At 42.0% G+C, this 20,248-nt stretch carries 16 protein-coding genes and 1 tRNA gene; 6 read left to right on the top strand and 11 right to left on the bottom strand.

Annotated features, from left to right (window positions below):
* The 4 genes from HUJ22_RS14785 to HUJ22_RS14800 form a co-directional block, all read right to left on the bottom strand.
* A complete protein-coding gene (locus tag HUJ22_RS14785) occupies positions 1–933 on the bottom strand; it encodes a ribose-phosphate pyrophosphokinase (RefSeq protein WP_290878467.1) in 933 nt (310 codons plus the stop codon).
* Positions 934–1,037: 104 nt separating this feature from the next.
* A tRNA-Gln gene (locus tag HUJ22_RS14790) sits at positions 1,038–1,108 on the bottom strand.
* A 48-nt stretch (positions 1,109–1,156) separates the two neighbouring features.
* Positions 1,157–2,323, bottom strand: a complete 1,167-nt coding sequence (locus tag HUJ22_RS14795) for a DUF2851 family protein (protein ID WP_290878468.1) — start codon at positions 2,321–2,323, stop codon at positions 1,157–1,159.
* The gene (locus HUJ22_RS14800) at positions 2,316–2,627 is read right to left on the bottom strand and encodes a YtxH domain-containing protein (RefSeq protein ID WP_290878469.1); all 312 of its coding nucleotides are present in this window, start codon (positions 2,625–2,627) and stop codon (positions 2,316–2,318) included. Before HUJ22_RS14800 ends, HUJ22_RS14795 begins: the two co-directional genes overlap by 8 nt.
* Positions 2,628–2,749: 122 nt before the next feature.
* On the opposite strand from HUJ22_RS14800, the gene HUJ22_RS14805 reads away from it, so the two are divergent.
* Genes HUJ22_RS14805 through HUJ22_RS14820 form a run of 4 tightly spaced genes read left to right on the top strand, consistent with a single transcriptional unit; the run spans position 2,750 to position 6,158 of the window.
* A complete protein-coding gene (locus HUJ22_RS14805) occupies positions 2,750–3,247 on the top strand; it encodes a phosphoribosyltransferase family protein (protein ID WP_290878470.1) in 498 nt (165 codons plus the stop codon).
* 11 nt (positions 3,248–3,258) lie between these two features.
* Entirely contained in the window at positions 3,259–4,134 is an 876-nt protein-coding gene (locus tag HUJ22_RS14810) for a DUF3078 domain-containing protein (RefSeq protein WP_290878471.1), read from the top strand.
* On the top strand, positions 4,134–5,474 hold the full coding sequence (locus HUJ22_RS14815) for a pyridoxal-dependent decarboxylase (RefSeq protein ID WP_290878472.1): 1,341 nt from the start codon (positions 4,134–4,136) through the stop codon (positions 5,472–5,474). Before HUJ22_RS14810 ends, HUJ22_RS14815 begins: the two co-directional genes overlap by 1 nt.
* A 21-nt stretch (positions 5,475–5,495) precedes the next feature.
* Positions 5,496–6,158: a hypothetical protein gene (locus tag HUJ22_RS14820; protein WP_290878473.1), complete on the top strand. Its 663-nt coding sequence runs from the start codon at positions 5,496–5,498 to the stop codon at positions 6,156–6,158.
* Between the two features lie 171 nt (positions 6,159–6,329).
* Here HUJ22_RS14820 and HUJ22_RS14825 read toward each other — a convergent pair whose 3' ends face one another.
* Positions 6,330–9,650: an amidohydrolase family protein gene (locus HUJ22_RS14825; RefSeq protein WP_290878474.1), complete on the bottom strand. Its 3,321-nt coding sequence runs from the start codon at positions 9,648–9,650 to the stop codon at positions 6,330–6,332.
* 209 nt (positions 9,651–9,859) lie between these two features.
* On the opposite strand from HUJ22_RS14825, the gene pyrF reads away from it, so the two are divergent.
* Both pyrF and rnhA read left to right on the top strand, forming a co-directional pair.
* The gene (pyrF, locus tag HUJ22_RS14830) at positions 9,860–10,699 is read left to right on the top strand and encodes an orotidine-5'-phosphate decarboxylase (protein ID WP_290878475.1); all 840 of its coding nucleotides are present in this window, start codon (positions 9,860–9,862) and stop codon (positions 10,697–10,699) included.
* Positions 10,692–11,135, top strand: coding sequence for a ribonuclease HI (rnhA, locus tag HUJ22_RS14835; RefSeq protein ID WP_290878476.1), 444 nt, complete (start codon positions 10,692–10,694; stop codon positions 11,133–11,135). The genes pyrF and rnhA overlap by 8 nt, the downstream gene beginning before the upstream one ends.
* 67 nt (positions 11,136–11,202) lie before the next feature.
* On the opposite strand, the gene tsaD is transcribed toward rnhA, so the two are convergent.
* The 6 genes from tsaD to HUJ22_RS14865 form a co-directional block, all read right to left on the bottom strand.
* On the bottom strand, positions 11,203–12,189 hold the full coding sequence (tsaD, locus tag HUJ22_RS14840) for a tRNA (adenosine(37)-N6)-threonylcarbamoyltransferase complex transferase subunit TsaD (protein WP_290878477.1): 987 nt from the start codon (positions 12,187–12,189) through the stop codon (positions 11,203–11,205).
* A 329-nt stretch (positions 12,190–12,518) separates the two neighbouring features.
* Positions 12,519–14,462, bottom strand: a complete 1,944-nt coding sequence (dnaK, locus tag HUJ22_RS14845) for a molecular chaperone DnaK (RefSeq protein WP_290878478.1) — start codon at positions 14,460–14,462, stop codon at positions 12,519–12,521.
* A 158-nt stretch (positions 14,463–14,620) separates the two neighbouring features.
* The gene (locus tag HUJ22_RS14850; RefSeq protein WP_290878479.1) at positions 14,621–15,055 is read right to left on the bottom strand and encodes an Hsp20/alpha crystallin family protein; all 435 of its coding nucleotides are present in this window, start codon (positions 15,053–15,055) and stop codon (positions 14,621–14,623) included.
* Positions 15,056–15,257: 202 nt separating this feature from the next.
* Positions 15,258–16,550, bottom strand: a complete 1,293-nt coding sequence (gene aroA / locus HUJ22_RS14855; RefSeq protein WP_290878480.1) for a 3-phosphoshikimate 1-carboxyvinyltransferase — start codon at positions 16,548–16,550, stop codon at positions 15,258–15,260.
* Positions 16,547–19,492 (bottom strand): tetratricopeptide repeat protein, encoded by a 2,946-nt coding sequence (locus tag HUJ22_RS14860; RefSeq protein ID WP_290878481.1) that lies wholly within the window; start codon positions 19,490–19,492, stop codon positions 16,547–16,549. The genes aroA and HUJ22_RS14860 overlap by 4 nt, the downstream gene beginning before the upstream one ends.
* Before the next feature lie 88 nt (positions 19,493–19,580).
* On the bottom strand, positions 19,581–20,246 hold the full coding sequence (locus HUJ22_RS14865) for a CBS domain-containing protein (RefSeq protein ID WP_290878482.1): 666 nt from the start codon (positions 20,244–20,246) through the stop codon (positions 19,581–19,583).
* Positions 20,247–20,248: the final 2 nt, after the last annotated feature.

A 20,248-nucleotide genomic window follows, 5' to 3' on the forward strand; every position in this document is an offset into this window, starting at 1 on the left:
TTAATTATCAAACAGTGCACTGATAGTGTCGTTAGTGTGAATACGTTGTATAGCTTCAGCAAAAATATTCGCAATGCTCAACACCCTAATCTTTTCAGATGGCTGGCGAAGCTGAACGGTGTCTGTTACTAACAACTCGTCAATAGGCGAATCTTCGATTCGCTGATATGCCGGACCCGATAAAATCGGATGTGTACAAATTGCGATAATGTTTAACGCGCCCCTTTCTTTTAAAGCGGCCGCTGCATTCGTCAATGTTCCGGCGGTGTCGATCAAATCATCGACAATTAACACATTCTTTCCTTCTACTTCCCCAATCAGATTCATAATCTCTGACTCATTGGCTTTTGGCCTTCTTTTATCAATAAAAGCAAGGCTGGCCCCTAATTTTTTTGAATAGGAACGAGCCATTTTCAAACTGCCCACATCAGGAGCTACCACTACCAAATTATCAATGGGGTTGGAAGTAAAATGATCAATAAAAGCCCGGCTTGCATATAAATGATCAAGCGGGATATCAAAAAATCCTTGTATTTGAGCAGCATGCAAATCCATGGTCAGAATCCGGTCTGCTCCTGCCTTAACTAGTAAATTTGCCATCAACTTTGATCCGATAGAAACCCGGGGCTGATCTTTACGGTCTTGCCGGGCATATCCGAAATATGGAATTACCGCCGTCACTCTTTTTACCGATGCCCGCTTCGCTGCATCCAGCAAAAGCAACAATTCGATAATATTATCACCCGGAGGCGGCGTAGATTGAATAACAAAAATGTCTTCACCGCGAATACTCTGCTCATACTTAACGTAAAGCTCTCCATCCGAAAACTTCTTAATCGTTACATCTCCTAAAGATGCACCATATTCTTCGGCAATTGCTCTTGCCAAAGCCGGGTTACTGGTTCCGGAAAAAATCGCCAGGGGAGTGTCCACGTTGTGGGCCTTCGGTTCAGGTTAAAAACAGTCAAAATTTATTAATCAATTATTGATTAATAAACAAAAAGGATGGCCTCACAGTCATCCTTTACAAATTTATGTTGCCCGGGGAGGATTCGAACCCCCACTGACTGGACCAAAACCAGCTGTCCTGCCATTAGACGACCGGGCAATTCATGTCATTGACAGACTCCAAAGATAGAAATCACTTTAAAAGCAATCAAGACTCAATCGCTTTTTTTAGCACAAAACATTCGGAGCACCTGACCGGTTTACAATATGATTTTAATTGATGGACAGCACCTAATTTTCTACGATATATACCGGTATCTAAATTCAAAGAATTGAATTTTCTTAGCAGAGACGATGGAATTGGCGTTTTTAAACGCTTCCATTCTGAGAGTACATTTTCACAAAGGCGTTGGTGAGCATACAGATTTCCTAACATATAAAGAGAAGGCAAATAAACCGTCCCATATAAAATTTTCATCCGAGACGATTTACTGAGCGAGGCTTCCTCCATCCAATCACTCCAAACATCAAGCGATTCAAGCGAGAGCAAATGCTGAAATGGCTCATTTAAAATCTGATAACTTAATTTTACAGCTTCATAAACTCTTCGCTTTGGATGATTCGCCGGACGGACAGATTTCATGTTCCAGGAAATTTCTGAGGAAGAGGCTCCAAGACCGGCAATATCCCATGCAAGGCTGATGCCCTGATCGATTGAAGCTCCATCCCAGCTTGCTAATAAACGTTTAGCAGTTTCACGCATTGCCTCGCGGTTGTGCGATATCCCAAGGCCATCCCAGCAGGACAGAATCAGTGCTTGCCTCCAGGCTTTTGAAGGAAGAAGCTCAGGATCATAAAAGCGCAAAAAATCATTCGACTTCTTTTCAAAATATTCAACGTGAGCCTTTTCAATTTGACGTTTAAACGCGTCTTTCGAAATAAAACTCAGACCGGATACGCAAGGAAGCTCTGATGGGTACGCAAAACTTCTTAAAAATAACCGCAGTTTTTCAGGCAGATAGTGCAGCAAATTCAGGGTAAATGGAGTACTTCCGTTTTCTGTGCTGACAGGCCGGCTTTTTTCATTAGCAACCACATGCAAAATGACCGCATTAAAGTTCAGATCTTTTTGGTGATGATGAGCACTCCAATCCGAACCTTTGACATGTATTTCAACATCTCCATGCCATTTAATACCATCGATTTCAATGACAGCATGCCTGAAATCAGGCCCATCAGTGGCATTAGCTTTGCCCGGATCGATAATACGAACCGGTTTGCCACAATTAGTTTTTAAAGACGTGAACTCAAAGAGCAGATTTTCCCAAATCCACTGTAAAAAAGCTTCTGAATGTTGAAATTCAGCCTCAGCCATTTTTGGTAATTTCTTCTATCTCTTCTTCTTCGGTAAAATCAAGATCCTCTGTGGCTTCATATAAATCCGGTAAAGAATCTTTCAGAGATTTCTTGATTCCTTTTGAGAACCGGTCTATCCTTTTTTCACTGTCTTCTTTGATTTTTCGGCTCTGGCTTTCAAGCCATTCTTTGGTTTCATTGGTTTGATCTTTCACCCAACGTAGATTTTCTTTTCTGCTTTTGGGGGTTAAAAACAAACCTGCTACTATACCGCCGGTAAATGCTGCAGCACCGAATAATAATGTTCCTATTCCTCGTTTCATGGAGCTCTCTTTTTGGTTGTTGGTTAACGCTGTTAAGATAAGAATATTCGTAATGTTTTTCGTTATTTTTTTTAACTCTAAGTATAGAAAACAGTACCTTTGGTTAAATTTAAAACCAGCCTATGAAAAAGCAAATTACCTTGATGAATCGGGCCCGGCTGCAGCGTACTCTGCGGCGCATAGCCATACAAGTATGGGAAAAATTGGGGACAGAAGAAGATCTTGTCATAATTGGTTTAAATGAAAGAGGTTATGCCGCGGCCCTGGAACTTTCCGGATACATAGATGATTACCTAAGCACAAAAGCACAAGTACATCAATATGAAGTCACCGGAAATAATGCTGAAAGTTCCTTACCGGAATGTAATGACAAGTTTGTGCTTTTAGTAGATGATGTAATTTTTTCCGGGAAAACAATGTTTGAAGCTCTTTCCGGAGTGTGTAATATTTATGAACCTAAAACTATCGAAATAGCTGTATTGATCGATCGAGGCCATCGTAAATATCCGTTACTCACTGGGATGTCAGGCATCGAAGTGCCTACAAAATTAGGAGAACACATCGAAGTGATGCTCAAGAATTCGAAACTGGAAGAAGCCATACTTTTTAAGAACTCTTAATTAAATAAACAATGAGAAGACTATTATCTGGTATTGTCTCTGTATTAATTTTAATGTTGTGTAATACATTTGTTTCTGCACAAAATATTTCTATCCCCGATACACTGGAGGGATGGGATCAAAGTTGGGTAGCAAGTTTAAATGGTTCTCAAGCAGCCTATGATAATTGGTCTCAAGGTGGGGTGAGTTCCATCAGCGGTACCGCTTCTTCAATTTTCTCCATAATCTATCAAAAGGATTTGTTTAGCTATGGTTTACGAACAAACCTCAAATACGGTCAGTCGCGGATCAAGGGAGAGGGGGTTCGGAAAACTGATGACCTTATCGAAATTCGGAACCGGTTCAATTACCAGTTTAAAGAAAATAGCAACTGGTCTGGTTACGGAGCCGTTAACTTCCGGACACAGTTTGACCAGGGTTATATCTACAGTACCGAAGATGGCGTGCCGGATGAGTTAATCTCTAACTTCCTTTCCCCTGCTTATCTCACTGAAGGAGTCGGTATTGCTTATCAACCTGACAAAGCTTTTACTTTTGAGGCTGGATTAGCTCTAAAACAAACGATTGTTACAGACGACAGTCTTAAATCTCTTTATGGCGTTGCCCCAGATAAAGACATACGGGGTGAAGGCGGTCTAACCACCGGTATCAATTTTGAGAAAGAAATTTTTGAAAATATCCTATACAACAGTTCCATCGAAACCTTTACCAATTTCCTGATTCCGATATCTGAAACGGATGTAATGTGGTCTAATGAGTTAGTGGGGCAAATCAATAACTTGATTAGTGCTTCATTCCAGTTTGAAATGCGATATGACAATGACTTTTCTAGCGAAGTACAAATAAAACAAGTACTTTCTGCTGGCATCTCCATTAACCTGTACTAATGAATAAGTCCTCCAGAAAGATCTTAGGCAAAACCCTGAATCAACTTTCCGACTGGCGAAAGTCTTTTGGGAAATGGGAGGAGGATTCTGCTCTTTTCGTTTCTGATGAAAAAGCAGAACAAGTTTTTAGCCGGTTAGTACAGCGCCTTAAATGTAATTTTCCCTTTCATCACCCTATCTATGCAGGGCAAATGCTAAAGCCTCCTCACCCGCTTACATGGGCAGCATATGCTATGGCTATGAGCATTAATCCAAATAATCATGCACTTGACGGAGGCCCTCCTTCTTCTGAAATGGAGAAGGAATCCATTGCTCAATTAGCTCATTTTTTTGGATATGGAAAAGAGTTTTTAGGCCATCTGACAGCCAGCGGAACCATCGCTAATCTTGAAGCTCTTTGGGTGGCCCGGGAATCTCAACCCAAAAAGAAAATTGCCTACTCTGAAAATGCTCACTATACCCATGAAAGAATGTGTTCTGTTTTAAGGGTTGAGGGCGTAAAGATTCCGGTTTTAGAAAACGGTGGATTTAACCTCCATGAAATCAATCCGGAAGAAATAGGAACTATTGTAGTTACACTTGGTACTACCGGACTGGGTGAAGTAGAACCACTCGATCAAATTTTACCCTGGGCAAAAGAGCACGATATTCGAATCCACATTGATGCTGCTTATGGCGGTTTTTTCAGAACACTTCAAGATTCAGATCTCATCGATGGAACCTCCTGGAAATTAATTGAGCACGCAGACAGTATTGTAATAGACCCCCATAAACATGGCTTGCAACCCTACGGATGCGGTTGTGTGATTTTCAAAGATCCGGCCGTTGGCAAATTCTATAAGCACGACTCTCCCTATACATATTTCACCTCTGAAGACCTGCACCTTGGAGAAATAAGCCTGGAATGTTCGCGGGCAGGAGCAGCAGCCGTAGCGCTTTGGGCCACTTTAGAAATGTTTCCTCTAAAAGAGACCGAAGGATTTGGACCCATTTTAGCTAAATGCCGGAATGCCGCACTTAAAATGCATGGACTCATCGGTACAAGCCAAAAACTTAAGACGTACAAAAAACCGGAACTGGACATACTCGGCTACTTTCCTTCCGAAGCCAAAACAACATCAGAAATCTCAGCGAAATCGAAAAAAGTGTTTGATGCAGGAATGAAAGATCAAACGTTTTATCTTTCGCTTTATCGAGTTCCCGCAGAAACCTTCACTAGACTTCACCCTGAATATGAAGCAGATACCGAAGATGTGATCATATTAAGAAGCGTATTTATGAAACCGGACCAAGAAGAGTTTGTAGAAGAACTGTTGAAACGAATTGAATCTCACATTTGATACTTTAATACAAAAAAGTTCATGGACATCTTTAAACTTATTTTTCAGCACGATCAACGACTGGATAAACTGGCCAAGAGAAATACCAATAAAACTAAAGAAGATACTGAAGCTTCTTTGGCTGACTTCATGAAACCGGATCCAACCTATTCGAAATTTTATTTAACCGGCACCGACCTGACAGAAGAAAGATTTGGTTTGAATATGATCTCCGGGTATAAAAAGATAATTGAGGCTCTCGAGAAAGCATTTCAGGATAAAAATGTATTCACTGCCAAAGGCCCGTTTAATTCTATTTCAAAAGCGATTGATGCCATAGATTTAGGTGAAGTTTTTATACTTGGCAGCCAAGAAAACTCAGAGCTGGACATAGCCACATTACATATTGACACCAATTCCAATGTTGGACATTTAAAAACTGAATTAAAAGAAGCCTTGGAAAATAACCTCATTGTTGCCTACAAAGAACAGGCTAAGGATGGCTTCGACCTTCACATATTCTCAAAAAAGAATGTGTACACCAATATGTTTTATCCGCTTCAGGAATTGGTGCCCGATACCTTCCGCTTTTTCAGTATCAATGGAAAGAAATTCAGATCTGAACGCCATTTCTATTTCGAGACCTGGACATTGGATCGCCCTCCCCATGGTTTTGAGGAAGTCCACCCTGAGACTGTGTTATAGTGATGAGTGATAAAGTAGGCCTTAGCTACTTTTTGCTTCACTTTATCTCATCAATTTTACAGACCTAAAATAACTTATTCGTCAGACCGCTATAGAATCAAACCCATTCAAGCTATCACTCAAAGCGGTCAGACGAGGACCGGAAGTTTTTCAAACCTACTCATCACTTTATCACTCATCTACTCCGGGAACGTCCATAGGCTCATTATTCTGCCACCAAAACGTCGGTAATTCTTTTTGATTTGGAAATACTTCATTCAAAGTTTCTGCTTCATACATATAACCATTTTTCATGATGTAAGAGATATCAGCTGTATTCCGGATGTCATCCAATGGATTGCTGTTCAGAATCACTAAATCGGCCAGTTTACCTTCTTCGATAGATCCTAAATCCTGATCGAGTCCAATTCCATCAGCGCCCTGAATGGTGGCTACTTTCAGAATATCATGCTCTGAAATTCCACCGGCTTGCATCGCCCATAATTCCCAGTGGTAACCAAGTCCTTGTAATTGACCATGACTTCCAACTCCGGCCCGGCCACCGGCCTCAACCAAATCTTTCACAAAAACAGACAGCTCTTCAAACACGTGCTCTTCTTCCATAAACCAACCGGCTGTTCGGCGACGAGTACGCTGATCGAGATTCTGATGAGGCATGAAGTGTTGTAATTTTTTATCATCATGGGGCCTTTCGGTGGCGTAAAAATAATTTTCAGCCCAAGGCCCACCGTATGCAACCAGCAGGGTCGGTGTGTACACCGTTCTGGAATATGAAACCAAATCGATTACATCTTTATAAAGTGGAAATATCGGGAATGAGTGTTCATGCCCGGGGTATCCATCTATCACCTGTGTCAGGTTTTCCTTGAAATCGAGTGATCCTTCCGTAGTCGGCATTAATTCCTGTTCTCGTGCGGCCTGGATGATCCACTGTCGTTGCTCACGATTTCCGGCCCCATACATCTTAATGGTTTTTGTATCGTAATATTTACTGTACCGGGTAAGCACGTCACGGGCATGATCCAGGTCTTTAATATTTTCACTACTGAAAACACCCGGGCCTGTTGAATATACTCTTGGCCCCATCAACTTGCCGGCATGAACCAAGTCCTGATAGGTAAGCACATCTGTAGTTGCAGTCTGAGGATCTCGAGTAGTAATCACACCGTAAGCAAGATTCGTCAAATAAGACCAAAACTCTCCACGGTGTAAATTTACTGGGTGACGAAAATGGGCATGAGTATCTACAAAACCGGGAATAATAGTTTTTCCGGACATATCTTTTACTTCCGCATCGGAAGGAATTTCAACTTCCCCTTGTTCCCCAATCGCAATAATTCGGTTATTTTGAATAACCAAATCTGCATTTTCAACAACTTCATCGCCATTCATTGTAATTGCCCTGGCTCCTCTTAACACTAACACACCTTCCGGAATATCACGATCACCCATCACGCTAATATTGATTTCCAAAGGCTTATATCCTTCTTCTTTGTCAGATTCTTCCTCTGTTTTTTCTTCGGCGTCTTCCTCTTCAGCCTCTGCTTCCTCTTCCTTCTCCGGCTCTTCTTCAGCTTCTAATTTTTCAGCAGTTTCTACGCTGTCTTTATAAGCTTTTTCCGCCTCGAAATCGTAAATCATATGGGCATTTCCAATGGACCAGTGAGCTTTACTGGCATCCCAACTCCAAGCCGGGAATTGTCCTCCAATATCCGTAAGCTGATTGCTTGGAAAAGCACTGGACGACCCACCAACATTAATCGTGGGGGCATCACCACCAACTTTAGGTACTGTAACTACAAATATATCATTATTTATCTGGGCAAGGGCCTGATCTCCTTCCGGAGCCATGCGAATCCATGAAGCACGCGGACTGAAGCTTGAGCCCGGGGCACTTTTGCCTCGCACTTCGAGATGAAATTTCTCATCGGTCCCATCCCACCTGATAGAGCTAAGTCCATTTCCGTAACTGGATAAATAAATTCGATCGGAATCTTTTACAAAATGAGGATTAGACCGGCCATTGCTATAAGTAATGAAATTATTCTCGCTTCCATTGGCATCAATCCAGATTAAATCACTGGTACCCTGGAAAGCTGAACGCTGGGTCGCATTTCTGAAATCCTGAGGATCTCCTTTTATCAATACAATGCGACTGCCATCATTATTCCAAACCGGATCCTGAAAAACTCCTTCTTCTTCATTGATTTGCTGAAGCCTTCTCCCATTGGATCTTACTTTATAAACCTTCCCGGTTTCCGGCGTCCATGTTACAAATGCAATCCAATCCCCATCCGGAGACCAAACGGGTTGTGCCTGAGTTTCATCCAGATTAACTAATTTCCTGGGTTCACCATCCGGAAGCTCCATGGTATAAACTTCATTCAAAGCCGTAAAAGCTAGTTTTTTTCCATCCGGTGAAGGAACAGCATCTCTGATTTGTGTTATTTTAAACTGAGGGGTGTCTTCAATCGGGTAATCAAAATCCAGTTCAGGCCCAAGTTCGATTGTTGAGTTCACAGAAAACGGAATTTCAACGGCATCCCCTCCATCAATCGGGAGTTTCCAAATTTTTCCTCCGTACGAGGTAACAACATGCTTGTTGTCCGGAGTAAAAGACATACCCGGGAGTACATCCCGGGAAGCCCTGGATTCCTGATCATCATGTTGTACAGGATATGCCAGCCAGCTCTCATCTCCTGTCTCCAGGTTCTGTTTCACTAAGCCTGTGTGTTCATCGTGCCGGGTTCCATAAACCAGCCACTTGCCGTCACTTGAAAGTGTTGGCCGAAATGAAGAACCGTATCGATCGGATTGAACCGTAATATCACCTGTTTCCCGGTCATAGGTAGCAATCTGATATTGTGGCAAAGAAGCATTATAGTTCCATGAACCAAATCGGCGAGAAAACCATATATAATGATCATCCGCCCCAAAAGCTCCTTCAGTCATCCGCAAACTGCTTGGCTCACTGACTAAAGCCGTACCCGATCCTCCATCAACATGATACATCCAGATTTTATGATTTCCGGGAGAGTCTTTAGAGGCTATTATATATTTCCCATCCGGCGCCCACTCCGGCGATTGATATTCATTGTTCTTTCCCTTTGTAATTTGTTCTTTTTCTTCGGTTTCAAAATCATACACCCATACACCTTCTCCACCGGAAGCATCTGAAATAAATACCACTTTTTGGCCATCCGGGCTAAACCGGGGCTGACTGTCAAACTGCATTCCCTCGGTTATTTGTGTAGCTTCACCGCCTTCAATTGGAATAGTATATAAATCTCCGAGATAGTCGAAAACAATGGTACTTCCATCAGGGTTAACGTCCAAAGCTATCCAAGACCCCTCTTTTAAATTAAAGCTAAACTCCCTTTCCGCCTCTAAAGGGAGGTCGTTCAGCTTTTCCTTTTCCGTACTATCTGATTCAGCTTCCGTATCTTGAGAAACCCCCATTTGCGGAACAAGCCAGACCAGTAAGGCTATCAATAAAAATTTGACCCCTTTTGAAAAAATGTGTGTATGTAACATGATTATTTTGCTATTTGTATTAAGTGAATGAATCTAAAAAAATTGGCTTAGTACCCCAATCATTTTACAAGTATATACAAGTCTGGAGTACAATTCCAAAATCAGATCCTAAAAAGCATTCTACCATTGGAAGACAGAAATGTTATCTTCAGCAAAAATTTTAATTCATGACTTTTTTAGAAAAGCTAAAGGCTTCTATTACTAATTCAAATTCTACTCTTTGCATAGGGTTAGATCCAAATCTTGATCTTCTTCCCCAACCGATAAAAGATCAGTTTGATACCCCCGAAGAACAGGTAACCTATTTCTGTAAGTTAGTAATTGATTATACAGCTGAGCACTGCGCGGCTTTTAAACCTAATCTTGCTTTTTTTGAAGCTTTGGGAAGAAACGGCCTTGCGGTTTTTGAGGAAGTAATACAACATATCCCAAACGATAAAATCATCATTGCAGATGCAAAAAGAGGAGATATCAGCAGCACATCAGAGCATTACAAAAAAACTTATTTTGATCAATTCAAGGTTGATGCTATCACCTTAAACACGCTTATGGGGTTTGAAACGATAGAAGCTTTTTCAAAACTTGAAGACAAAGGAATTTATGTGCTCACCCTTACTTCTAATCCCGGGGCAGAAGACTTTTTGAAGCGTCCTTTTGAAAAATTTGATATGATGGCACAGTTTATTGCTGATCAATTAGCTAAAAAATCACGTTTCACAAAAAGCCATTTGGGAATGGTGATTGGTGCCACACAAGCAGAAGAAGCCACCTTAGTTCTAAAATATCATCCCGAAGGAAACTTGTTAATACCTGGAATCGGAGCACAAGGTGGATCCATTTCAGAATTGGAAAAGGCACTGAAAAATCATTCAGGAATACCATTAATCAATTCCAGCAGAGGTATTATTTATGCAGGAAAAGATGAAGGAGATTGGCCGGAGTATGTTGCCCAGCAAGCTAAGAAAATGAAACAAAAATTAATGAATATTACAGAGCAGTATGTCTAAGAAGCCGGAAGTTATAGTTTATACAGACGGAGCCTGCAGCGGAAATCCCGGCCCGGGAGGCTGGGGAGCAATTCTCAAATGGAACGGAAAAGAAAAAGAACTTTCCGGAGGAGACCCTCAAACCACCAACAACAGGATGGAAATGCAAGCGGTGATCGAAGCGTTGAATGCACTTAAAAAACCGTGCCTGGTTAAAATCCACAGCGACAGTGCCCTCATCATCAACGCCTTCCAACAAGGATGGATCAAAAACTGGCAAAAACGCGGATGGCGCAAGGCCGATAAAAAACCGGTGGAAAACAAAGAACTGTGGCAGGAAATGCTAAAAGCCATGGAACCTCACGATGTAAAATGGGTAAAAGTGAAGGGGCATTCGGGAATTGAATTGAATGAACGGGCAGATCAACTCGCCGTTACTGCCTCGCAGAAATTTTAAGTGAGATAATTTTAAATGTTAAATGGACGGCATCATCATTTAACTTTTAAAATTAAGCATTCAACATTCACAACAGTGATGAAAAAGGTACCATATCCAGATCATCAAACTGCCCCAGATCGGCTTTCATCCTTCCGGTAATAGCTATCATGGCCGCATTATCCGTACAATAGCTAACTTTTGGGGAATAAAGCCTCACTCCCGTTTCCCTCGCCATCTTTTCACATTTTTCCCGAAGCATGGAATTCGCTGACACACCACCGGCCAACAGAACCGTCTCCACTCCTGTTTGTTGGATAGCACGCTTCAATTTCTTTACCAATACTTCTGCAATTGCAAACGACACACTGGCACAAATATCATTCAAGTGCTCTTTTATCCAGTTTTCTTCCTTATCCTCTAAGTAATAAAGTGCACTGGTTTTCAAGCCCGAAAAGCTAAAATCGAGACCCTCTTGTAACAATGCTTGCGGGAATTTGTGAAATCCGGGATCTCCTTCTTTTGCTAACTTATCCATATGTGGACCCGCAGGATATGGAAGGCCAAGCAGTTTCCCGATTTTATCAAAGGCTTCTCCGGCAGCATCGTCCCTCGTTTTGCCAATAACCTCATGCTTGAAAGGAGACTTTACATGAACCAATTGGGTGTGACCGCCTGAAACAGTGAGCGCAATCAGCGGAAAACCGGGTTGATAATCGATGAAGTTGGCATAAATATGTGCATCCATATGATTCACTCCAATAATTGGAATACCCCTGGAAAGAGCGAGGCCTTTGGCAAAGCAAATTCCTACCAGCAATGAACCCAACAATCCCGGCCCCTGTGTTACCGCAACAGCATCAATTTCATCCAAAGAAATATTCCCTTCATCCAGCGCCTGCTGTACCGTTTGGGTGATGGTTTTTTGATGTGCACGCGAAGCCAATTCCGGCACCACCCCGCCAAATTGCATATGTATAGATTGCGAGGCAATGATGTTGGATTGGATGCCCTGATCCGTCAAAACCGCCGCAGAGGTATCGTCACAAGAAGATTCAATAGCTAAAATATTCATATCCCAAAGATACGAATGTTGGACTTGAAAGACATCAGGAATGGAACCCCGAAAAATTTGTACGGGAAGGGTGCGATGACGCAGATCGGGCTGATATTCGCTGATTTGGAATAGGGTATCAAGGAACCTTGATTTATGGAATTACCATGATACTCATAAAAGTCATCTTGAGGGTACCCCCGAAAGATCTTCACAAGCATAATTATAATTGTGAGTACGAATCAGACTCCTGAGGATTCTTCAGATATATCCTCAGAATGCCACAAAAAAATCCCGTCCCGGAAAACCGAGACGGGATTTGAATTTATCTATCTAAGAAAGTTTAATGCTTATTTTTTCTCATCATCATCTACTACTTCATAGTCTGCATCAACGGCGTCGTCTCCGCTGTCTTCAGCATCATCTGAAGCAGCCTTTCCTTGAGCGCCGGCACCATCAGCGCCTGCGGCTCCGCTTGCAGCAGCTTCTTCCTGAGTAGCTTTATAGATTTCTTCAGAAGCTCCGGACCATGCCTGGTTTACAGCTTCAATAGCTGCATCCAGTTCGTCCATGTTTTCTTCTTTATGAGCTTTCTCAAGTGTTTCGAGGGCGTCTTCGATGGCTTTCTTGTTCTCATCGGAGATCTTATCGCCGTATTCATCAAGCTGCTTACGGGTTGAAAATACCAAGCTGTCAGCCTGATTCAATTTCTCGATACGCTCACGAAGCTCTTTGTCTTCTTCTTCGTGCTCTTCAGCAGCTTTTTTCATTTTCTCGATTTCCTCTTCGGATAGCCCTGAAGAAGATTCGATTCTAATACTTTGCTCTTTTCCGGTTCCTTTATCCTGTGCTTTAATATTTAGTACACCGTTGGCATCAATATCGAATGTTACTTCGATCTGAGGCACTCCGCGTGGAGCCGGAGGAATTCCATCTAAGTGGAACCGGCCAAGAGTCCGGTTATCTTGAGCTTTGGCTCGTTCACCTTGCAACACATGAATTTCTACACTGCTTTGATTATCGGCTGCAGTAGAGAATGTCTGAGATTTGCTGGTTGGAATCGTGCTGTTAGCTTCAATAAGCGGGGTCATCACACCACCCATTGTTTCGATACCAAGGGTAAGAGGAGTTACATCCAGAAGAACAACATCTTCTACATCTCCTGACATTACACCACCCTGAATAGCAGCTCCAATCGCTACAACTTCGTCTGGATTTACCCCTTTACTTGGATCTTTACCGAAGAATTCTTTAACCGCTTCCTGAATTTTCGGAATTCGCGTTGAACCTCCAACAAGAATAACCTGATCAATTTCAGACTTGTTCAATCCGGCATCTTTCATTGCTTTTTCGCACGGTGTAATTGAACGCTTCACTAAATCATCTACCAGCTGCTCAAACTTAGATCGGCTCAAGTCAATATTTAAATGCTTCGGACCTGCATCGGTTGCGGTAACAAACGGCAAGTTCACATTCGTTTTTTGCGAGCTGGAAAGCTCAATTTTTGCTTTCTCGGCAGCATCTTTAAGCCGTTGCATGGCCATAGGATCTTTACGAAGGTCAATGCCTTCATCCTTTTTGAATTCATCTGCCAAGAAATCAATAATGCGCTCATCAAAATCATCTCCACCAAGGTGCGTGTCACCATGTGTAGATTTCACTTCAAAAACGCCATCACCCAGCTCCAGGATTGAGATATCAAAAGTACCACCACCGAGATCATATACGGCTATGGTTTGATCTGTCTCTTTCTTGTCAAGTCCGTATGCGAGTGAAGCTGCAGTTGGCTCGTTGATGATACGCTTTACTTCAAGTCCGGCAATTTTTCCGGCTTCCTGAGTAGCTTTACGTTGCGCATCATTAAAATAAGCAGGAACAGTAATTACGGCTTCTGTTACTTTTTCACCAAGATATTCTTCAGCAGTTTGCTTCATTTTCTGAAGCACCATTGCTGAAATTTCCTGCGGAGCATACAAACGATCTTCAATTTTTACACGTGCAGTGTTGTCATCTGCCTTGGTGATTTCGTAAGAAACCTGTCTGGTTTCACCTTTCACTTCATCAAACATGCGCCCCATAAAGCGTTTTACGGAAGCCACGGTATTTGCCGGATTGGTAATAGCCTGCCGTTTTGCAGGTGCACCAACCAATCGCTCTCCATCTTTGGTAAAAGCAACAACAGAGGGGGTCGTTCGGCCACCTTCACTATTCTGAATTACAACCGGCTCATTACCTTCCATTACGGCAACGCATGAGTTGGTAGTTCCTAAGTCAATTCCTATGATTTTTCCCATTGGTCTAATCTATTTACTTTTTATTGTTATAAATATTCTTTCGTTTCGATTTTTCTATAAAATCAATTTCAACATTGTGAGTGATTAAGTGAGAAAGTGATGAAGTAGACTAAATTCTACTATCGATTTACTTTATCACTCATCACTTCATCAATAAACTATTTAACCGGGATAGATTGTGAGTCTTTTAAGGCCTCTGATTTCGGCATTGCAATTGTCAGTACTCCATTTCTGAAATTAGCCGACACTTCGGCCGCATTCACATTTTGTGGTACCGCAAATGCCCGGGCAAAAGCTCCACGACGTCGTTCTTGCCGCTTAAACTCTTCTCCCTCTCCGGCTTCAATTTCTCGTTCACCTTTCACCGTCAGCACATTGTTCTTCAGGGAAATTCCAATTTCTTTTTTGGATAATCCCGGAAGATCCAACAGAATTTTATATTCTTCTTCACTCTCTATAATGTCACAATCAGGAGCAAAATCCTTGTCTTCATTGGCAAGCGGTACAACCTTCTCTACAAACTGTTGAATATCCTTACCCAGCTTGGATAGGTGCCGCTCAATTTCGATACCAAATTCAGTGAAATCTCCCATGTGCATAATAGTTTGTTCAAATTCACTGTTAGATAAGCAATAGCAATGCCAATCAGGTTAGTATGGAAGAAAACTGACGTATTGACGGACGTATTGTCAGGAAGCCTGTGGAACATCGAACATTGAACAAGAACTATCGAAGTCAGAAGGGTTTTTGACAGTTGATAGGGTGATAGAATTTGTACATGCAAATATCACCCTATCAACTCTCAACTCTCAACTGATCAATATCACCCCAGAAGCTAGGATAGGAAACCGCCGCACTTTCGGCATCTTTAATCTGGCTGGTTTTCTCACCTTTCAAAGATAATACAGCCGATGCCATGGCAATACGGTGGTCGTGAAAGGATTCAAATTTAGCAGACTTGAAAGTAAACTCAGGGTCACCGTGGATTATGAGCCCGTCTTCTTGTTCTTCAAAGTTGGCACCAACGGCTTCCAGCATTTTAGACATCGCCATAATGCGATCGGTTTCTTTGTGGCGCAGTTCTTCTGCGCCGGAGATGGTGGATGTCCCTTCTGAAAACAACATGGCAACTGCAAGAATTGGCAGTTCGTCAATACAGTTTGGAATGATTTTAGGATCGATCTCAACAGCCTTCAAATCAGAACCTTTTACGATAATATCTCCTGCAGGCTCGGCACCTTCCATCCGTTCATTTTCGATGGTGACATCGGCTCCCATATCTCTTAAAATATCAAGCAAGGCATTACGAGTTGGGTTTAGCCCTACATTAGTAATCAGAATTTCGGCATCTTTTTGAATCGCACCAGCCACCAACCAAAATGCTGCAGCAGAAAAATCTCCGGGAATAATATAGCTTTGATTGGGAATCTCATCCGTCAAACTTGCAGTAATAATTTTGCGGTCGGTCGTTATTTTTTGATCCAAATTCAGCAATCGCTCGGTGTGGTCGCGACTCGGTAAAGTCTCAATAACCTCCGTCGGCTCCTCCCCAAATAATCCTGCCAATAATACACAGGATTTAAGCTGAGCACTGGGTATGGGTAATTCAAAGCTCAGCGGCTTTAGTGCATCGTTTCGATTTATGAATAGCGGAGCATAAGCACCATTTCTTGCTAAAATATGTGCTCCCATTTCTTCCAGGGGATTTATAATGCGGGTCATCGTTCTGCCACAAAGCGACTCATCACCTACCAACTTAGCTGAAACTCCTGCTCCGGCTAAAACTCCGGAAAGTAAACGCATGGCCGTTCCTGAATTCCCGCAATCCAGATCTCCATCGGGGGTTTTTATTCCTTTTCTGCCGGTTCCCTCAATGATTAGCCGACCGGCATTTTCAGTTACTTTAGCCCCTAAATGCTGTACACATCTTAAGGTGCTTTGGGGGTCTTGAGCAGCAGAATAATTTCCAACTTCGGATACCCCTTCATGCAATAAGGAAAAAATAGCTGCCCGTTGGGAAATAGATTTATCAGGTGGGAGTGTAATTTCACCTTTTAAAGATAACGCAGGGGCCACATGTTTAATCATAAATCTGTTTTATTGAGCAGAGCCCGTGCTTTTTTCTCGACCTCAGTACCCGGATATGTTGTTAGAATGGAATTTAGAATTGTCATAGCCTCACCGCGATTCCCCAACCTGATATGGCATTCAGCACTGTTGTACATTGCTTCTGACACCCATACATCAAAAGCTTCAAACAACACTTTCACTTTAGCATACTCTTCTATGGCCCTGTTGTATTGACCTTGCTGTTGATAGACATTGCCCAAATAATATTGTGCCTCAGCTCCAACTTCCGTAGTGCTTTCATCGGCAATTGGAAGTAAAAAGTCCCTGGCCCTATCATATTCATTTTCCGCTATAGCCACTTTACCAAGTCCCACTTTTGCAGATTCGCTATTTGCATTTATTTCCAACGCTGATTCATATTCTTCTTTGGCTCTATCGATATTTCTCTGGGCCAAACTCGCATTTCCCATACCTATATACGCCTCCTGTCGATAGCGTGGTGCAGATTCTAATAACTCAGCATAATTAGCATGAGAAGCCGCATATTCTCCCCGTTCAAAGTTTAGCGTCCCTAAAGAAGTAAGTGCAGATGAAGCCAAATCATCGTCCGGATATTCATTTACAATGGTTCGATAGGCATCAATAGCATTTTGAATTTGATTTAATTGCCGGTAGGACTCTCCAAGATTAGAATATGCCTCCGGAACCAGCGATTCGGAGTTGGTGACTCTTAAATATTGTTGAAATTCCTTTACCGCATTTTCATAATCCCCGGATTGAAAAACGTTCATTGCCTGTCGATAACGAAGCTGGTCAGCTGTTGAACTTGCAGGGTTATCACTTAAAAACTCTTCTAAAATCACTGAACTGCTATCAGATCTGCCCGCTGAAAGCTGAGCATATTGAATTCCGTTAATAGCCTCAATGATATAATTACTTTTCGGGTATTCGTCCAATACTTTTTGATACGCTGCAATAGCCCTTTCATATTCTCCGGCATTATAATAAGCATCCCCAATATTGTATTGTGAGCGTGCCGCCCAGTCAGTTCCGGGGTATTTATTGATCACAGTCTGAAATTCTTCAACAGCCTGAGAATAATTATCCGTATTCAAATAAATATAAGCAATATTATATTGAGCCTGTTCTCTTAAGCGGCTGAAAGGGTAAATCCGAAGTGTTTTACGAAAGTTTGAAACCGCCTCAAAAGTTCTTCCTGCTCTATAGTAACTATTTGCTACCTGAAACATGGCATAATCCCCACCCGGCTCAGCTCCAAGGGCTCTGTTATAGCTTTCAATGGCTTCACGATAATTTCCAAGTGCATAATATGCGTCACCAATTCGTAATTGGGTATCGGTATCATACGGAAAAAGAGCCGTAGAGGGGGGCTCATAATTTTCAAGAAAATCTTCTAAAGGACCTACCGCTTGCTGGTATTGCCCCATTTTAAAATAACTCCAGCCCAGCGAATATAAAGCCGCACCTACCATTTCGCTTTCCGGAAAATTGTCGGCATACATTCTAAAACGATGGGCCGCATTACTGAACTGATTCATTTTATAATGACTGTCAGCACTCCAGAATAATGCTTCCCTGCCTATCTCAGAGTTTGGGGCTTCGGTATAAACAGCCTCAAAAATAGGTTGTGCTTGCTGATAGGCCTGATTACGATAAAGTATCCATGCCTTTTGGAAACGAGCCTGACGCTTTAGTGCAGGATCAATGTCTGCCACTTTTTCTGCTTCATCAAAAGCCTGAGTTGCTCGGGTATATTCCCCATTTGCGAAGAAAGCCTCTCCCAGCATTGTATAAATTTTACCGGGATCTTTAAGTTGGACATCACTGCGTACCAATTCCGAAAGTACTTCAATAGACTCATCATACCTTGAAGCTTCAAATGCTGAAACTGACCATTCGTAATAAGCCTCTTCTACCCATAAACCGGTTTTAAAACGCTCCCCAAAATCTCGGAAAGAATCCAGAGACTTACCATATTGCCCACCTAATTTTTCGTTTACTGCTTTATAGTATTGAGCTTTCCTGGCTACTTCATCATCTCCTACCGAAGCACGTCCAAATGATTCAGCTGCCCAGTGATAAATCTCCTGTTTATTATAAACCCATCCCAGACCATAATGCGCAATTCGCTCTTGTGGAGTTCCCTTTGTCATATTAATGTAGCGCAAATATGATTTTGAAGCGTCGTCATAATCCCCAAGGTAGTTCTGGCTTTCAGCAATCAGAAATACAGCCTTATTTAGAGATTCATCCTCCAAATAAGGAAGTGCACTTTGCAAAGCCTCTATAGCCTCTTCAAACTTACCCTGCTGATAATAGGATTCTCCCAATGCCGTGCCTACCCGCCTGGTTATTTCATTATTGGGATACCGCTCTTTCAACACTTCAAAAGCACTTGAAGCATCGTTATACTGTTCCTGTGTAAGATATAACCGCCCACGGGCATAGAGGGCTTTTGGGGCCCAATCAGATCTAGGGTAGTCACTGGCTAATTCCATAAAATGAGTCCGTGCATCGGAATAGTCACCGTTTTCCGCAGCGGCTTCGGCAATCCAATATTTGGTTTCAGCTGAATTTCTGTCATTCATCCATGAATCCATCGCTTGCTGATAATATGCGATTGCCTCCTCATAATTACCGGTATCTGTAAACCGGTGTCCCAAATCCCGCAAAAGTTTCTCCGACAAATCACTTCCTGGATATTTAAGTACAAACTGCTGGTAATAAGATTCCATATTAGTGGAATCCATACCCGTTTTTGCCTTTACAAGAAAAAATTCTGAAGAAATGCGCAGATCATGATTAGGGTATTTACTGCTGAATTCCTCAAATTGCTGAGCGGCTTCTTCAAAAAAACCATTCTCATATAAATCTATTCCGGTACTATATAACTGTGTAGAGGGCGACTGAATATCTTGGGCAGATATCAAATTCACCATAAGGAACGTGCCGATTATTGTAAGAAAACTACTTTTTGAAACGGACAGCATGAAACTCGTCGGGGTAAATAAGGTTAATAGTTACTTCTTATATGTCAAGATAGCGAATAAGTTCATCTGCACGGTCAGAAAAATTATGTTCTAAAGCCTCGCTATTGGCTTCAGATATGATTGTATATCCAAAACGGCGCAAACCGGCACTTACGACCGAGGAGTCTTCTAAATTTAACTTGAACGAGACCCGAAAAAACGGGTTTTCTGCCCTTGGTTGCTGAACGGCGATACCCAAAATTTTAGCTCCTTCCATTTCAATAATGCGCACGAGATCGGATAAGGTAAAATCAGCTTGCTCTAATTCAACTGCAATAACGGAGCCAAAACTTGATAAATTGAATACATCACCCAAAGCCTTCAATACATCTCTTTTTTTAATCATCCCCTTAAACTTCATCCCTTCGTCAACAACGGGAATTAAAAAAAGCTCTTGAGCAAGCATGATTCTGGAGGCTTCAAAAAGATGTTGATTTTCAGGCACGAAAAGCGGGTCTTCGAGATCATCTTTTGTAAGTTGTGATTTTTCGTCAATCACTTCAATCAATTTCTCAAGCGAGGCCATACCAACAACTCTCCCCTCTTCATCAACTACACAAACCTTGGTCGTGTGCAACAACTCAATTTTCATCAATGCTGTGGCAACGGTATCCGTCAATTTAAGCGGAGAGATATCTGTATTTATAATTTCTTTTACTAACATAG

Origin of the sequence: Gracilimonas sp. (genome assembly GCF_014762685.1) — a bacterium.
Lineage (GTDB): Bacteria > Bacteroidota > Rhodothermia > Balneolales > Balneolaceae > Gracilimonas.

Coding starts and splice junctions, on each gene's coding strand:
- HUJ22_RS14795 (WP_290878468.1), bottom strand. CDS start 2,323: ATGGCTGAGGCTGAATTTCAACATTCAGAAGCTTTTTTACAGTGGATT.
- HUJ22_RS14800 (WP_290878469.1), bottom strand. CDS start 2,627: ATGAAACGAGGAATAGGAACATTATTATTCGGTGCTGCAGCATTTACC.
- HUJ22_RS14805 (WP_290878470.1), top strand. CDS start 2,750: ATGAAAAAGCAAATTACCTTGATGAATCGGGCCCGGCTGCAGCGTACT.
- HUJ22_RS14810 (WP_290878471.1), top strand. CDS start 3,259: ATGAGAAGACTATTATCTGGTATTGTCTCTGTATTAATTTTAATGTTG.
- HUJ22_RS14815 (WP_290878472.1), top strand. CDS start 4,134: ATGAATAAGTCCTCCAGAAAGATCTTAGGCAAAACCCTGAATCAACTT.
- HUJ22_RS14820 (WP_290878473.1), top strand. CDS start 5,496: ATGGACATCTTTAAACTTATTTTTCAGCACGATCAACGACTGGATAAA.
- pyrF (WP_290878475.1), top strand. CDS start 9,860: ATGACTTTTTTAGAAAAGCTAAAGGCTTCTATTACTAATTCAAATTCT.
- rnhA (WP_290878476.1), top strand. CDS start 10,692: ATGTCTAAGAAGCCGGAAGTTATAGTTTATACAGACGGAGCCTGCAGC.
- tsaD (WP_290878477.1), bottom strand. CDS start 12,189: ATGAATATTTTAGCTATTGAATCTTCTTGTGACGATACCTCTGCGGCG.
- dnaK (WP_290878478.1), bottom strand. CDS start 14,462: ATGGGAAAAATCATAGGAATTGACTTAGGAACTACCAACTCATGCGTT.
- HUJ22_RS14850 (WP_290878479.1), bottom strand. CDS start 15,055: ATGGGAGATTTCACTGAATTTGGTATCGAAATTGAGCGGCACCTATCC.
- aroA (WP_290878480.1), bottom strand. CDS start 16,550: ATGATTAAACATGTGGCCCCTGCGTTATCTTTAAAAGGTGAAATTACA.
- HUJ22_RS14860 (WP_290878481.1), bottom strand. CDS start 19,492: ATGGTGAATTTGATATCTGCCCAAGATATTCAGTCGCCCTCTACACAG.
- HUJ22_RS14865 (WP_290878482.1), bottom strand. CDS start 20,246: ATGTTAGTAAAAGAAATTATAAATACAGATATCTCTCCGCTTAAATTG.